This is a genomic window from Streptococcus sp. ELY_125 (assembly GCF_058314535.1).
The window spans coordinates 153,772-169,414 of record NZ_JBZFUM010000003.1 but is presented as its reverse complement, the minus strand read 5'-3'; the positions used below and the strand labels follow the sequence as shown (position 1 = coordinate 169,414).

Sequence of the window (15,643 nt, the reverse complement as noted above, 5' to 3'; positions counted from 1 at the left end):
ACCGACTGCTTAGCGACCAAGGTCTTGTCGATATCGACCCCTATGTTATTGGTGATGGCCTTGTTAACCTGAGGCTGGATGGCATAGCTAGCATAGTGGTAACGAACCGTTGGAACAGCGGGTGCTCCAGGGAAACGCTGTAGGATTGGCGGCGTCGGCGGCGTTGGCACTACCTCATAGTTAGGCTCATCCGGCTGATTTGGCTCCGGTTGATCCGGTGTCCGAGTCGGTGGTGTTGGCTCTGGATCGTACTTGGGTTCTACTGGAGCTGGTTCGGATGGCTGTTCCACCTCATAGTTAGGTTCATCCGGTTTGTTTGGCTCCGGTTGATCCGGTGTTCGAGTCGGCGGGGTTGGTTCTGGCTCGTAGTTGGGTTCTACCGGAGCTGGTTCGGATGGCTGTTCTACTTCATAGTTAGGCTCATCTGGTTTGTTGGGCTCCGGCTGATCCGGTGTCCGAGTCGGTGGGGTTGGCTCTGGCTCGTAGTTGGGTTCTACCGGGGCTGGTTCCAAGTCCTTTTCGACCTCGTAAACAGGTTCTGAAGGCTTGGTAGGTTCTACCGGTGGTTCTGGATTTTCCTTGGTCACTTTCGGTACGTTAACCGCAAGAATTCGAGCATTGAGAGAATACCAGATATTTGGTTTTTTACCAGCAGCAACTGCATAAGTAGGCTCTTCAGGCAATACTAAGGTTGCAGAAATGGCACCCAGAGTGATACTGTTATTTGGGCCGGACATGCGGACAGCCCCTGCACCATACCACGAGTTAGGTGCATCGGCTGAATCCCAGCCAGAACCAGGTTCGCTACCCCTTTTATACATGGTCCAACGAGCGCCACCTTGGCCTTGTCTAAAGTTGAGGGTATCTGTCGCATAGATTTTACCATCTTTTTCACTGATAGATGAGCCAGTGATTTTAACGAATTCCCCTGTGTAATCCTTAGCCATTTCAATCGAGTTGTTTTCACGATTAAGGGAAGCCACAGAAAAGAGGGCGTTGTCAAAGTCAATTGGTTGGCCGTCTTCGTCATAAAATGTAAATTCATTTTTAACAAAGATAGAGGTATTCTGTTCATCCACCCCTGTATAGGCAGAGGCAAAGATCCCTAGTGTTGGATCGGTAAAGATACCCAACCAAGCCTTATCTGTATTTTGGAATTTTGAATCTGGATCTAGAGTGTATTTAACCACAACTTTAGAAATTTTCTTACCATTATAGTAAGAGTTTTCCAAGTTGGTGTAAGTCGCTGTAGCACTTTGACCGCGTTCTAGGAGAACAGATGCCCACTTAACTTCATTTTCATTGCTGATAGTTGTGGTCCAGTCAGCCTTATCCCCGATATTACCATAGAGCTCAATTGAGTCTGTCACATCATCGGCCTGCAGCATGTTACTGATATCAAGATAATCCACTTGCAGAACTTTTCTATCATATGGCTCTTTTGAAGTGCTCTTACTAAAGGCATCATCTACAGAAGAGGCCTTGACGAACTGGCCATCTGTTACCACAGACAGTTGAGCATTCGGTTCTAAGTCATAAGCCAAGTTTTGAGCAGATGGTTCTGTTAAGTTCCCGTCTTCGTTCTTATGCTTCTCAAGTTCTTCCAGAGCTTTTTTAATTCGCTCTTGTTCCTCTTCGTATTCCCGTTTTTTGATAGGATACTCAGCCAAGTCCTTTTGATATTTGGCTAAGTCCTTTTCATATTTAGCTAATTTGGCTTCATAGTCAGCCTTAGCGTCAGCATTGCGCTGTTTAATAGCAGCGTTTTCCGCTGCAATCTCAGCATTCTTAGCATTATTGTCCTTAACAGCTTGATCATAAGCGGCCTTGGCATCGGCATTGGCCTTTTGTACGCGAGCGAGCTCTTGTTCGTAGGCGGCCTGTTTAGCTTGATAATCGGCCTCATTATCCTTGTTCTTTTGTTGGATATCTGCTAAATCGGCTTCATATTGCTTCAGGGCCGCTTCATATTGAGCTTTGGCATCCGCATTGCGCTGCTTGATGGCTGCATTTTCTGCTGCAATCTCAGCATTCTTAGCATTGTTGTCCCTGACAGCCTGATCATAGGCTGCCTTGGCATCGGCATTGGCCTTTTGTACGCGAGCGAGCTCTTGTTCATAAGCTGCTTTCCTAGCTTGATAATCCGCTTCATTATCCTTATTGCCTTGCTGAGCTGCTGCCAAATCAGCTTCATATTGCTTCAAGGCCGCTTCATATTGAGCTTTGGCATCGGCGTTGCGCTGTCTGATAGCTTCGTTTTCTTTTGCAATCTCGGCATTTTTTGCCGTATTTTCAGCCACAGCCTTGTCGTAAGCCGCTTTAGCATCGGCATTGGCCTTGCGAACGCGCTCTAACTCTGCTTGGTAGGCTGCAAGTGCAGCCTGATAAGCGGTTTCATTATTTTTATTTGTATTTTGAATGGCTTCCAGCTCTTTTTGATACTGGGCTAATTTAGCTTCATAGTCCGCCTTGGCAGCAGCATTAGCAGCATTAATCCGTTCAACTTCTGCCTGATGGGCAGCCATATCTTTATCATATTGCTCTGCAGCGGCCTTGTTTTCTGCATCTATTCGTTCAACTTCCGCCTTGTGCTTAGCAACTTCTTCCTTATAAGAGTCGACGGTTGTCTTAATTTCTTCTACTTGCTGGGCATAATCCGCATCGATCTCCGCCTGCTTAGCAGCTGCTTGTTCTGAGGTCTGAACGGTTCCCGCGTCCACATCAGCCTCTTCTTGAACCGTCACACCAGCTTGGTAGGCTTCCTTAACCGCCTGCTCCAATTCTGGTGACGGAGCCTCTACAACCAGCTTCTCCCCATTGTTCTGGCCGGCTTGGGCCTGACTCTGGCTGGCTTGGTCGCTGGCTGGCCCTTGAGCTTCCGGCAGATTAGTCGCTGGGTTGCCTGTTGCTGTCCCGACAACCTTCGTGTCAACACCGCTTGTCGATGTTGTTTCCGATACTTCCTCGGCTGCTGCTCTATAGCCTGTCAGTGACACCAGCGCTGTGGCTCCCAACACAGCACCGCATAGAGATTTCACAACCTTACTTTTTCGAAAACCGTAAACTTGTTTTGCTTTCATTGTTTTCTCCCAATATTTTTCTAAGCAAATAATATTGCCGGGAATATTGTAACATAATTCCCCTGATTAAGAAATATTATTGTCTCACACTGCCATTGTTTTGAAAAATATATGACATTTTTCTGTTTATTACAGATAAATTGTGATTGGTCTTCTGAGTACAAATCTTCCTTGACTATTTGCATTTAGCCTGATTAATCGGCTTATTAGCTTTTGATATCATAGGGATAAGACCTTGTTAAGTGCACAAAATTTTGCTATGATGAAGACGTCACAAGAGGAGCTTTTGCTGAGAATGACCTTTTTCTATCCTTGCTACTTTGGATTGGAAGTTTCGTCTAAACTCTTTGAACCTGAACAAGGTAATGCTTGCGTAAGGGATGTGAAAATCATAATAAATTTTCCTTGAGTTTATTGCGGTTTTGATTGTGGCAATCATGTAAGTGCCCAGTCTTGACTGCGGTAACGAGAAAGGATTTTTTTATGCAAAAAACAAATGTTGCTTCTATGGCTGAAATAGCCTTATTTGCAGGTTTGGCTATGGTTTTAGATATTTTTACCCAGCCCTTATCGCTGGGACCGTGGCTCTCTCTCTCTTTTAAAATGGTTCCTATTTTTATCTTAGCCTTCCGCCGCGGGACAAGGCCCGCCGTGTTGGCAGGCCTTATCTGGGGAATTTTACAGGTTGTAACTGGTCAGGCAGCCGGAGGCTGGCTTAATCTCTGGCAGGGCTTTTTAGAATACTTCATTGCCTTTAGCTTAATCGGACTTGCCGGAGTCGTTCAGCCTTCATTTGAACAAACCCTTAGAAGAAATCAGCCCTTAAGGAGCTGGACCACCATGATCCTTGGCATCTTAGTCGGCGGCCTGTCTCGCTATATTGTCCATTTTATTGCTGGAATTATTTTCTGGGGAAGCTACGCTCCTAAGGGACAGTCAGCTCTCATCTATTCTGCCATTGTCAATGGTTCTTCTTGGCTGGGTGAGACCCTAGCCTGCATCATTGCTCTGGGTTTGCTCTTTCCTTTTATCAAACGCTTTCTGTTGATAAGCTAAAAAGGTCAACTTAGACTAAAAGGAATTCAACTTCAGGAATCATCAAATTTTAGAAAACGGTAAATGAAATAAAATTTGTCACCTACTGCAGTAGACACACACCCAAAAAGCCCTCGCTGAGTTTAATCCCAGCGAGGGCTTTTTATACAGTCTTATCGTATATGAGCCAAGACTAGCTCCTAATAACTTCTAGCCATTATGCTTCCTTCTTACGGCGCATCCCTGTCAAACCAAGACTAGCTAAAATCGCACTCAAGCCTAAAAGCGGCAGATAAGCACTGTCCTTGCTGCCAGTCTGTGGTAAAAGGCTGGCCTTTGCTGGCTGCGCTGTCGCGTCCTCAAAGTGATAGGTCACGGTTAGCGGCATCCGGTCATGATTAGGCGCTGGCGGCGTAGGATCAGCTGGATCCTCCGGCGTCGTTGTCTTAACCGTATTGGAACTGTAAGTTACACCGTTAATCGTATTGATATAGGTGTTCGCAAAGGTGCCGACAGCTATCCGCTTCATCTGGATGTAGCTTTCCGCTTGGAAACTAGAGGCCAGCGAAACCGAACGCAAGAAGGCTTCCTGAAATCTGATGACAATGAGACCATCAGATTCATTGACGTCTGCCGTCGTACGACCGGTCACATCCGTTCCCGCTGCGATTACAGTCCCATCCTTAAGGGTGATGTCAGACTTGGCATAGACCTTATACTGTCCGGTATACTGATCTCCTGTCTGGTCATAGTCATCATAGAAGTTATACTCAAACAGCTCATCCGAGCGGTTGCCCGGAATGATCCCACCGATCAGACGGTAGTTGAAGACTTGGTTGAGCGCTACGCTCTGACCGTCAAGGTTATTGGTATCGGCTGGATCTAAAGTCAGGGTCACATCCTTCTTAGGATCCACCTTAGGCACGTTATTGACCACAATATTGGACTCATAGCCATTGCCAAAGTCAATCTGGTAGGCCTTGTTCTCATAGGAACCGCCTGTTTGACCCATCTCAGCCTTAACCATCATAGGACTCACAAGGGTCAGATCAATCCCTTTAACTACATAGGCCTCATAGAAGGCTTGCGGATCATCCGCTGTAAAGAGCTGGAAGGCCCCTTTTGGTGTGATCTTAGCTGCTTGAAGCATGGTCCGAACGTTTTCTGGGGCCGCCTCAAGGCTGGCATAATCAGCGACACTGATCCCTGTTATAGCCTGGCCTTTAGCGTCGGTAATTTTTACCAATTCTGGACGCAAGGTTAAAGCTTCTTCTGGATAATCGTCTACATAGAAGAACCCTTTTTGAATGGTATCTGGGGAAGACTTATCGCCCTTGTATTGATCCAGATCCCACGTCAATTCGTAGAAATTGGTTGAACCAGCCAGGACGGTCTTGCCGTCAATCACGGTGCCATTTTCATTTTTATTGACCTTGTGCGGTTTGATGTAGTTATTATTGGGATTGTCTGGATCTCCTGGTTTCCCTGGGGTAGTGACCCGAACGATATTGGATTTGACCCCATAAGCATCATTGACCGTTAGGGTAAAGTTATTTTCATAGGTGGCCCCGTCGTTCATGACCTGACCGACAATGGTTGGGACTGGGGCGGTGATGCCCTTGGTGAAGTCCTGATTGAGCAGGGCCAGCGTTTCAGCTGTGGCCGTAAAGGTCACCGTATGGGTCGCTTGATCATAGGTGACCTCAAAGTCTGGACTGGCCACCTTAGTCGCTTCGAGGTTGAACTGATAGCCGCTTGGCAGGGGATCGACCAAGACGAAGGAGGTGGTTTCCTCACGGTTGGCCGGCAGTTCAGCCGTTCTCAGTTGGAACTTGACCACTGACTGCTTAGCGACCAAGGTCTTGTCGATATCGACTCCTATGTTATTGGTGATGCCTTTGGCTACACTCGGTTGAACCTCTAATTTATAGTAATGGTAGCGAACTCTTGGTACATTAACTGGATCAGGAACCTTCTCATAAAAAGGTTCAACTGGCGGCGTTGGCACTACCTCATAGTTAGGCTCATCCGGCTTATTGGGTTCCGGCTGATCTGGTGTCCGAGTCGGTGGTGTTGGCTCTGGATCGTACTTGGGTTCTACTGGAGCTGGTTCGGATGGCTGTTCCACCTCATAGTTAGGTTCATCCGGTTTATTGGGCTCCGGCTGATCCGGTGTCCGAGTCGGTGGCGTTGGCTCTGGATCGTAGTTGGGTTCTACCGGGGCTGGTTCGGATGGCTGTTCCACTTCATAGTTAGGCTCATCCGGCTTGTTGGGTTCCGGCTGATCCGGTGTCCGAGTCGGCGGGGTTGGTTCTGGCTCGTAGTTGGGTTCTACCGGGGCTGGTTCCAAGTCCTTTTCGACCTCGTAAACAGGTTCTGAAGGCTGAGTTGGAGCTACTGGCGGTGTTGGCTCAGATTCCATCGGTTTATTAGGAATATCCTTTGCCTTTATCTTAGAATCAAAAGCGAACCATATTCCCGAAGCGTTTTCAGCAGAAATCGTAAATTTGATATCGGAACCCGTTTGTTTACCAACAATGGCTCCGTACCAATTCAATGGGGAATCCGAACTATCCCATTCACCGCTTTCAAATCTCGATTGATTGGTCTTAGTATAGTTTGGAGTAGCGGCGTATAAGCCATCTCCATTGTCTTTTACAGAAGAACCGTTTATTTCAATGGCCGTCCCTGTGTGATAATCAACCTTCTCAATGGCATTTACACCATCATACTGTGCCCAACCATGTCCTCTATTAAGTGAAGAGAAATCTAGCAATGCACCCGTCGCATCGATTTTATTTCCATCTTCATCATAAAACCTAATTTCTACATCAATACTCTGTGAGCCAAAGAACTCAAAGTAATAGATCGTTGCGGTAGGATCATCATATAGCATGGCAGGTATTTTATCGGCATTAAGACTGGTATCTTTTAGCGTATATATGAATTCTGCAGAAGCAATTTTTATACCATTCAGCTCTGAATTCTTTAAGTTGGTGTACTTTGCAACAACAGGTCTACCTTTTGGCAAAAATACTCGCTTGCCCGGCCAATCTGCACTATCTTGAATTCCACCCCAAAAGTGGCTATAGGCAACTCGTCTCTTTTCTGTATTAAATGGCGTATCTGCCTTAATATAGTCCATTTTATCTGCTTCGGCGTAGAATTCGTCAGCGTTATAGACTTTATCTCCCGATGTAATTTCAAGGGAGGCCTCTTTTTCCTTCTCAAAGACAAAAGGTTGCGATTCTGGTGATGGTAAATATCCATCATCATTTTTGTGTTTTTCTAGCTCTGCTAAGGCAGCCTTGTAAGCGGCCTGCTCATCTTCGTAAGCTTTTAGCTTGGTTTGGTAGTCAGCTAAGTCTTTTTGGTATTGGGTTAAGTCTTTTTGATATTGGGCTAATTTGGCTTCATAGTCGGCTTTAGCATCCGCATTGCGCTGTTTGATGGCGGCATTTTCTGCTGCAATCTCAGCATTCTTAGCTGCATTTTCAGCCACAGCCTTGTCGTAAGCCGCTTTGGCATCCGCATTGGCTTTCTGCACGCGAGCGAGCTCTTGCTCGTAGGCGGCCTGTTTAGCTTGATAGTCTGCCTCATTATCCTTGTTCTTTTGTTGGATATCTGCTAAATCTGTATTATATTGCTTCAGGGCTGCTTCATATTGAGCTTTGGCATCTGCATTGCGCTGTCTGATAGCTTCGTTGTCTGCTGCGATCTCGGCATTTTTTGCCGTATTTTCAGCCACAGCCTTATCGTAAGCCGCTTTGGCATCGGCATTGGCTTTCTGCACGCGAGCGAGCTCTTGCTCGTAGGCGGCCTGTTTAGCTTGATAATCCGCCTCATTATCCTTGTTCTTTTGTTGGATATCTGCTAAATCTGTATTATATTGCTTCAGGGCTGCTTCATATTGAGCTTTGGCATCTGCATTGCGCTGTTTGATGGCGGCATTTTCTGCTGCAATCTCAGCATTCTTAGCTGTATTTTCAGCCACAGCCTTGTCGTAAGCCGCTTTGGCATCCGCATTGGCTTTCTGCACGCGAGCCAGTTCTTTTTCGTAGGCGTCTTTAGCTGCTGCATAGGCGGCTTGGCTGTCTGAGTTGGCTTGTTGGACAAGGGCCAGCTCTTTTTGATACTGAGCTAATTTAGCTTCATAGTCCGCCTTGGCAGCAGCATTAGCAGCATTAATCCGCTCAACTTCTGCCTGATGAGCAGCTAAATCTCGTTCATATTGAGTTTTCTTAGCTGCGTTTTCTTGATTGATACGATCAGTTTCTGCTTGGTTAGCAGCCACATCAGCCTTGTAGGTTTCTGTTGTGGTTTTGATAGCTTCTGCCTGCTTGCTGTAGTCAGCCTGAATCTCGTTTAATTTTTCATCTGCTTCTTGGGACGTTCCCACAGTCCCCTTGTCAACAGTCTCATCCTGTGACACCGACACGCCAGCTTCAGCAGCGGATTTTACAGCCTCATCAAGCTCAGTAGCCGCTACATCGACAGGTATTGAACCAGTTTTTTGCTCTGCTTGGGCTTGACTAGTCTCTGCTTGCGAGCTAGGAGCAGCCTGCTTTTCTGGCAGATTAGTTGCGGGATTCCCAGTCTCTGTTCCAGCTACTGCTTCTGTATCAACAGTAGATGTTGTACTGATCTCCGTATCTTCAGCAAATGCCTTTTGACCTGCTACAGACGCAATAATAGCAGTTCCCAACAGGGCACCACAAAGGGTCTTACTGATTTTACTCTTGCGAAAACCAAAAGTTTCCTTGTGTTTCATCTTATTTACTCCTTTTAATCGAGTTGTAACATTTCATTTTTTTAGTTACACCGATGTCATATTACCATTTTATTAGGAACTAAACAAGCTAATTGGCTTTTATTTGCTAGCAGTTGATAATCTTTCGAAATTTATACGCTAACTCTTAATAAATATTAGGTTTTATCACAATTTTACAAGCCTAGCTAAAGACCTTCACAGGTAGGGGGTTGAGGAGATGGGGGTATTTCTCTAGGACAGCTCTAAAGCCAAAGAAAGCTATTTTAAAACTGAAGGCCTTGCCTGCATTATTGCTCCGATCCTGCTCTTTCTAGCAAATGATTTTTAATCTTGGACTGAAAAAGCTAGCTAGATAAGGCTGTCCCACCCCTATCTATGAGAAGCTCCCCTTTATTTAAGATTTCTAGTCAAAATCAAATAACTTAGCCCAACAAAAAAGCATAACATCACTGCTGCAACAACATGATTTTATGCTTTCTCCTGTATTATGGAATCTATCTACTTCAGGACCTTTAATGAAGCAGTCCGAAGCCAATAAGGAGGAGGTAGATAGCACTTGGCAGGTTATTAAAAATATGAACCATCATAGAGTCCTTGATATTGCCACGACGCTGATAAGCGCTATAGAGGACTGCTCCTAATAGGGCATAGAGAAAAAATTCCGGAATGGTCGCAGCATGCCCCAAGGAAAAAATCGAGGAGGTTACCAAACCAGCTAATATTTTACGCTGTTTAAAGAGAAGTACCTGCGGAAAACCGCGAAAGGCCAGCTCTTCAATGAGCGGTGCCATCAGACCAATCATCAGACAATATAAAGCCGTATAGAGAAAGAATCCGCCCTGAAAGAAGTCTGTCAACTTGGCAAGCGCTTGGTCATTTGCTGTCTGACTCTGACCAGATATCCAAGCGAGAATCAAGGTTCCAAAAACAGCCACTGCTCGGGCCGCCAAAAAGAAGAGAAAATTGTACCCGATATCCCCCCAGGTCATCTTTTGAAGCTTGACGGTCTCGGGTTCATGCTTTTTATAGCTTCGCCAGAGCAATGTGAAAACGGCAATGATAAAAAGGATACAGAGCAGACCCAGTCCCCACTTGAGCGGCAGAGAAAAATAGGATTGATTTCGTAAAAGCAAGATAGGAACCATATTGCAGCATATGGCCAGAACCAGTAAACCAATAACTTTAAGAATATTAAAAAATAGTTTCATCATATCCCCTTATAATTTTATTTAGATATAGTGTACCATTTCTTTTTCATTTTGATAATGATAACAGTAAGAATAATTTCACTATATCCCAAAATCGGGGTCTGCTATGTGTTCCCAAGTTCATTTACAATCGGTAGAATAACGGTAGCTCGGCCACCGCCTTGTTTTGTATTTGACAGCTCAAGCCTGCCCTTGTGCAGGCGGATAATATTATCCGCAATAGCTAGGCCTAGTCCTTGATGAGATTGGCTGCGACTACGGCTGCTATTCACAGTAAAGAAAGGCATTTTAGCTGAATTTAGAGCTTCTTGACTGAAACCAGGTCCACTATCAGTACAGGTGATGATTAATTGACTGTCTTGTTTCAGATAATGTATGGAAACGTTAGTCCCCAAAGGACTATGCTCTATAGCATTAGCAGCAATATTGATAAGCGCTCGTTTGAGCAGTTTGGGATCCCAGCTTGCTTGATCCGTGAATGCTAGCGACACCAGACAATCAAATGTAAGGCCTCTGACAGTAGCCAGTCCTTTAAGATCACGATTGAGAGACTCTATAAAGTCTCTGACTGTAAGGATCTGAGGAGAAAAGACCTGCTGGCTCTGCGTCTGCGACAGTTCTGTTAGCTCTTGAAGATAGTCATCCAAGGCTTGGATATTTCTCTTAGTATGGCTCAGAAAATCAGCTTGTTTCTCAGTTAAGTCCGTCAATTCCAGAAGGTCGGTGTTACCCTTGATAACTGTCAAGGGAGTTTTGAGATCATGAGTCAGGGCGGCTATCTGGTAGCTCTGGTCCTGCTTTGTCTGCCAAGACTCAAGAAGAGACTCTCTCAAACTAATACGCAGTCTGTCCAAACTCTGGATAATTTGGTCGAACTCCTTGATTCTAGTCTTTGGTAAAGAAAATTCTAACTCCTCCTCTTGGATCTTCTCTGTCATCCTTATAATAGGCCACAACTGGCGCTTGACATAACGGCCAAAGAAAAGGCTGGTCAAGATAAAATAGAATAAGAGTCCTAGACTCAATAAACCAATAATAACTATGCTCAGACGGGGTAAATGCTGCTCTAACCAAGGATCACGGTAACGCTGCCTGAGTTTATAATTGACAATAAGATGGCTGCCGTCAGGCCTCCTAAAGGTTTTGAAATACCCATAGCGACCATGGTCAAGACTGTAAGAATCTCGAGACGACGATGCCTTCTTCTTTAATTGGGGGTTCATATTAGTTTGTAGTTCCTGTCCATCTTTATCCACGAGCAGATAGCTAGTCCCTTGTGGAAGATTGGATAGTTTAAAATGCGAATCTGTCTCAATCGAGCGTGTTAAGTTTATCAACTCATTTTCTGTCTGATTAGCTGGCAAGATAAATCCGGTTCTAAAAGCCACTATCAAACCAATGTAAGCTATAATCCCCATTCCTACTGCTCCCAGAACAACACTCATGAAGTAAGCTACGAAAATACTGGTCAAGGATGGGTTTAATTGTTTGTTTGCCATTTATAACCAATCCCCCAAACTGTTTCAATGGGTTCTGCTCCAGCCATCCGAAATTTTGCTCGAATATTTTTGATATGCTCAGCAATGGCTGCAGGTGTTCCGCGTTCTTCAAATCCATAGAGATAGTCATAAAGCTGCTCTTTAGAGAAAACCTGACCGCGGTGTTTGGCCAAATACTCACAAATTTCGTACTCTGATTTAGTCAGGGCAAGTACTTGATTGCTGATAGAAATTTCTTTGGCAGACAGATCGAACCGAATATTTCCTAAGACTAAACTGGTATGATGTTCACGCCTTTCCCGACGTAAGTGGGCATTAACACGCGCTAAATGCTCTTGGACACCAAAAGGCTTAACCAGATAATCATCTGCTCCGCAACTAAGCCCTGTGACAATGTCTGCTTCCTGTGACTTAGCTGTCAGAAAAATGATCGGACTGTCCACCAGAGAGCGGATCTCTTTACAAAAACTCAAGCCATCGATATCAGGCATCATAATGTCCAGTAGAATCAAATCATAATCTACTAACTTTGAACGATCAACTTGTTCAGCACTGGTAAAAGTCTCTACCAAATAGCTTTGCAGCTCTAAGGTATTTTTTACCAAAGTCAGAATATCTGCTTCATCATCAATTACCAAAATACGTGTCATCTTTTTTCCTTTTTATGTTATCCGTACCATTCTTATCATATCATCCATAAAGTAATACTGACAAGCCATAGAGCAAGTAAATATGCAGCGGATAGAAAATATAAAAGAGATGCTTACTGCCCTTGCCTCGTTTGCCATTATACATAAGCATGAACGGTGCTGCAAAAATTTCCATCCATTCAAAATAAAGAAATAAAAATGCGTGAAGCGTCAGCGGTGCACCCACCAGAAGACTACGGCCTAACTCAATTAGCAGCGAAACAATGACAAAGGCGAGAACTTCCCTTTTGAGCGTTTTTCGGCAGAGATACATGGCAATGCCTACAATCAAAGTTACCGTTCCACCATCCATAATGGAAAGATGCAGCGGCAGGATCGTAAAATTGAGCAGGTTAACAACAAACATGCCCAGTTGATTACCAGACCCCATGAAAATGCGGTAGAAAGGCATGAAAAGAAAGGGCAGAAGAATCGGAAAAAGAAGGGTCGGAATGCCTCGAAGGTACTTCCTCTCCTCAATCCAAGCAATCCCTTGAAGAGCAACCAGCAAAATGGCAAAGGAGGACAGCATCATATTCTTAGGAAAGAAGCCATCTCCCCGTACCAAAGGCTGCAGCACATTATAAAAGCCAAACTGAATCAGTCCCATGGCAATAGCTAAGCCGTAAATCTTCAGAAAATATCTCTTGCGGTCATGCGTATGAATAAACCCTTCGATAATCGTAAATAAGAACAAAGGAGCGGATAGTCTCCCAAGCTGAGTGAACCACAGGGGGATCTTTCCTGTATAGTCAAAAAAGTAATGAATATGGTCTAGCAGCATGAGCACCAAGGCGATGTATTTGAGCTGAAAGCCCGTCAGCTTCTTGAATTTTGTCATAAGTAGTCCTCCTTACCTATTCTTAGTATAAACAATAAATTTAAGGACTTTATCAGGAAGAGCAAAATAAAAAACGTATAAAGGTCCAATTGACATCTTTATACGCTTCTTATGCTGATAGCTCTCTGCTCCAAATTTCATACGCTTCTTTAGCTAGAATAATTAGAGGCTGAAATAGCAATCGCGATACCATTTTTCCACTATTTATCGCGATGGCAAAAGTATAAAAATAAGTGCTAGCCATAACCCAGTTCGAACTCCATTGATTGCCGCTGTGTGTCAGGTTGGGGCAGCTATAAGTTGCTTCAAATTTACAGGTTGCGCTAGGTAGCTGAAAAATTCTGAAGAGCTATAGATGGCAGCATAAGTTCCAGTTACTCCGCACACTCATCACTCGGAAATAAAAGGACAGGGCACGGAGCCTTCTCCTAACAACTCTCATTCCATGCTGCTCTAACACATATTAAAAGTAAAGTCCAATAAGATTAAATAGAGGAGATTATATGACAGCTTCAGTAGGCAAATTCATCCCCTTCCAACCCTCAAGGGCGCCTGACAATTCATAAGCCTCTAGCCCAGCTGATAAGAGAAGTAACAGTGCCTGTTTGCCTAATATGGTGCCGCTGTTCCAGTCATAAACTACGTAGGTTTTATCCTTGGCTAAGCTCCCTAATTCTTGGGCTAAATCTTTAGCAGGTAGAGCTCTGGCTCCTTTTATCTGCTCTTTTTTAACATGAGCTGGTGCATTGCGGACGTCAAGGAGGACATAAGGTGAGTCATCATCTTCCATGGCTTTTAATACCTCAAAATGGTTAATATAAAGGCTAAGGTAGGTTTCCAGTAATTCAATTTTTGTCATAATAGTTCTCCTTATAATATTGTCGGGATTTTTCAACCCAAGTTTTAACGGTTCTCTATTTTAGTTTTTTTACAGGCAGTTGAATTTACCAATTTACCCCCCTTCGAAAATCCAGAAGAACCACTAAGAATGGCAAGAAAGAAGCGAGAGTACAGCTGCGGTTACTGGCTACCTCACTTCAACTTCTGCAGCGACAAAAGAGCTTAAGAGTACACTGCCCTTCTGCTCAAACAGAAAAAAACTAATTTTGCACGTTTGAAGCTGATTCAGCTTATTTGCTCAGCGATTTGCAATAGGATAGCCTTTTGACTGTCTGATAATTCCTCTATCACTTCATGCTCAGCCTGTCTCATAACCAACCACATATCGGAAACCAGCTTCTCACCTTTTGCAGTCAAGGCGAGCACGTTCTGACGGCGATCTCTAGGATTTCGCTCTCGCTTCACCAATTCTTTTTCTTCAAGCACATCAATAATTTGCCCAATACTAGTTCGGTCTATGCTCATTTTCTCACCAATCTTAAGCTGAGTATGATTGGGAGAATTAAATATGGCTAAGAGGACACCATAATATCTGGAATCCCTGTAATCCAACCCATGCTGGCTTAAATGGCTGCTAAAGCGTCTGTCCATAGACTGAGCAATTTTACTTAGGGTAAATCCCCATGATTCTTCAACTCTTATAAGAGTTCACCTCCATTCTTTATATATAATCATCTTTACTGATTATCAGTTAAAATGATTATAAAGCAGGAACTGAAATTTGTCAAGAAAAAGTGCAGTGGGTAATTTTATTGATAGATCACTGAGGTCGCAGCATTCTTATTCGTTTATAACTAATTCTAGCTGAGTTCGCTGTAATTTAGCCTTTTATTCCTATAATGCTAAGGTGAAAACGGCGATTGATTATACCAAAAGCTTAGAGTTCCTCTTTTAACTATCACTAACGCTACTAACAAGATCAAAAAAGAAAGGCCCTATAACTCCTAGTAGGGATTTATCCACTGAAGTTATAAAGCCAATGTCTATACTTATATTACAAAAAAGAGCAGAGGTAAATCGATTTCTTTAAAGTATCGATCATCTCTTACTCTCTTTTATATAGATTAGGATTTAGCCAATAGCTGCAAGAAGAGCTTGGACTTGCTTAGCCAAATCTGCTAAGACTTCTTCAGAAGCTACATATTTACCATCAGCCCAAGCAGAATCGTTAACTTTTGAGAAAGTCACTTGGTCCACAAACTGTGTGCGGATAAATGGCATCAAGTTACGGTAGCTCTCTGCTACTGGTTCATTACCGCCATTTGCCAGAACAGATACTGTTGTAACCTTATCTTGAAGGACTGAAGCACCTGTTGTATCTGAAAGATCTTCAGCACGAGAAAGCCAATCCAGTAAGTTCTTAACAGAACCCGGAATCGCAAAGTTATAGACTGGTGAGAAAATCCAGATAGCATCAGCTGTCTTAACAGCGTCACGAACAGCTTGAACTGCTGGCAATACCGGTGTTTCAAGGTCTTGATTAAAGATTGGAACCTGAGCCCAATCAAGATAGGTGACCTCGGCCTTGCCAGCAAGGGCTTGCTCAGCCTGCTGAGCCAACTGCTGACTAAAAGAGCCTTGACGCAACGATCCGACAATAAATAAAATGTTTTTCATATA

10 protein-coding genes and 1 riboswitch are annotated in these 15,643 nt (G+C 44.1%); of the genes, 1 reads left to right on the top strand and 9 read right to left on the bottom strand.

Going from position 1 to position 15,643, the window contains the following annotated elements:
- The coding region (locus AC4HAL_RS02565) for an antigen I/II family LPXTG-anchored adhesin (protein WP_491092835.1) at positions 1 to 3,080 on the bottom strand (3,080 nt) is incomplete at its 3' end.
- 266 nt (positions 3,081 to 3,346) lie between these two features.
- Positions 3,347 to 3,478, top strand: a riboswitch (TPP riboswitch).
- An 85-nt stretch (positions 3,479 to 3,563) separates the two neighbouring features.
- Between AC4HAL_RS02565 and thiT the strand changes: the two genes are divergently transcribed.
- Positions 3,564 to 4,136, top strand: a complete 573-nt coding sequence (gene thiT / locus AC4HAL_RS02560) for an energy-coupled thiamine transporter ThiT (protein WP_491092834.1) — start codon at positions 3,564 to 3,566, stop codon at positions 4,134 to 4,136.
- Between the two features lie 196 nt (positions 4,137 to 4,332).
- Here the strand turns inward: thiT and AC4HAL_RS02555 are convergent, their stop codons facing one another.
- From AC4HAL_RS02555 to AC4HAL_RS02520, 8 genes are all read right to left on the bottom strand, one after another.
- Positions 4,333 to 8,886 (bottom strand): antigen I/II family LPXTG-anchored adhesin, encoded by a 4,554-nt coding sequence (locus AC4HAL_RS02555; RefSeq protein WP_491092833.1) that lies wholly within the window; start codon positions 8,884 to 8,886, stop codon positions 4,333 to 4,335.
- A 512-nt stretch (positions 8,887 to 9,398) separates the two neighbouring features.
- Positions 9,399 to 10,094, bottom strand: coding sequence for a CPBP family intramembrane glutamic endopeptidase (locus tag AC4HAL_RS02550; protein WP_491092840.1), 696 nt, complete (start codon positions 10,092 to 10,094; stop codon positions 9,399 to 9,401).
- A 104-nt stretch (positions 10,095 to 10,198) separates the two neighbouring features.
- Positions 10,199 to 11,593 carry a sensor histidine kinase gene (locus AC4HAL_RS02545; RefSeq protein WP_491092832.1) on the bottom strand — a complete coding sequence of 465 codons (1,395 nt, stop codon included), beginning with the start codon at positions 11,591 to 11,593 and terminating at the stop codon, positions 10,199 to 10,201.
- The gene (locus AC4HAL_RS02540; RefSeq protein ID WP_491092831.1) at positions 11,575 to 12,243 is read right to left on the bottom strand and encodes a response regulator transcription factor; all 669 of its coding nucleotides are present in this window, start codon (positions 12,241 to 12,243) and stop codon (positions 11,575 to 11,577) included. The genes AC4HAL_RS02545 and AC4HAL_RS02540 overlap by 19 nt, the downstream gene beginning before the upstream one ends.
- Positions 12,244 to 12,283: 40 nt before the next feature.
- Positions 12,284 to 13,123, bottom strand: a complete 840-nt coding sequence (locus tag AC4HAL_RS02535; protein WP_491092830.1) for a TraX family protein — start codon at positions 13,121 to 13,123, stop codon at positions 12,284 to 12,286.
- A 499-nt stretch (positions 13,124 to 13,622) separates the two neighbouring features.
- The gene (locus tag AC4HAL_RS02530) at positions 13,623 to 13,982 is read right to left on the bottom strand and encodes a rhodanese-like domain-containing protein (RefSeq protein ID WP_491092829.1); all 360 of its coding nucleotides are present in this window, start codon (positions 13,980 to 13,982) and stop codon (positions 13,623 to 13,625) included.
- 266 nt (positions 13,983 to 14,248) lie between these two features.
- On the bottom strand, positions 14,249 to 14,665 hold the full coding sequence (locus AC4HAL_RS02525; protein ID WP_491092839.1) for a MarR family winged helix-turn-helix transcriptional regulator: 417 nt from the start codon (positions 14,663 to 14,665) through the stop codon (positions 14,249 to 14,251).
- Positions 14,666 to 15,094: 429 nt separating this feature from the next.
- On the bottom strand, positions 15,095 to 15,640 hold the full coding sequence (locus AC4HAL_RS02520; protein WP_491092828.1) for an NADPH-dependent FMN reductase: 546 nt from the start codon (positions 15,638 to 15,640) through the stop codon (positions 15,095 to 15,097).
- Positions 15,641 to 15,643: the final 3 nt, after the last annotated feature.

Bases quoted from the DNA above. Each gene is read 5' to 3' on its own strand.
- thiT (WP_491092834.1), top strand. From the start codon at position 3,564: ATGCAAAAAACAAATGTTGCTTCTATGGCTGAAATAGCCTTATTTGCA.
- AC4HAL_RS02555 (WP_491092833.1), bottom strand. From the start codon at position 8,886: ATGAAACACAAGGAAACTTTTGGTTTTCGCAAGAGTAAAATCAGTAAG.
- AC4HAL_RS02550 (WP_491092840.1), bottom strand. From the start codon at position 10,094: ATGAAACTATTTTTTAATATTCTTAAAGTTATTGGTTTACTGGTTCTG.
- AC4HAL_RS02545 (WP_491092832.1), bottom strand. From the start codon at position 11,593: ATGGCAAACAAACAATTAAACCCATCCTTGACCAGTATTTTCGTAGCT.
- AC4HAL_RS02540 (WP_491092831.1), bottom strand. From the start codon at position 12,243: ATGACACGTATTTTGGTAATTGATGATGAAGCAGATATTCTGACTTTG.
- AC4HAL_RS02535 (WP_491092830.1), bottom strand. From the start codon at position 13,123: ATGACAAAATTCAAGAAGCTGACGGGCTTTCAGCTCAAATACATCGCC.
- AC4HAL_RS02530 (WP_491092829.1), bottom strand. From the start codon at position 13,982: ATGACAAAAATTGAATTACTGGAAACCTACCTTAGCCTTTATATTAAC.
- AC4HAL_RS02520 (WP_491092828.1), bottom strand. From the start codon at position 15,640: ATGAAAAACATTTTATTTATTGTCGGATCGTTGCGTCAAGGCTCTTTT.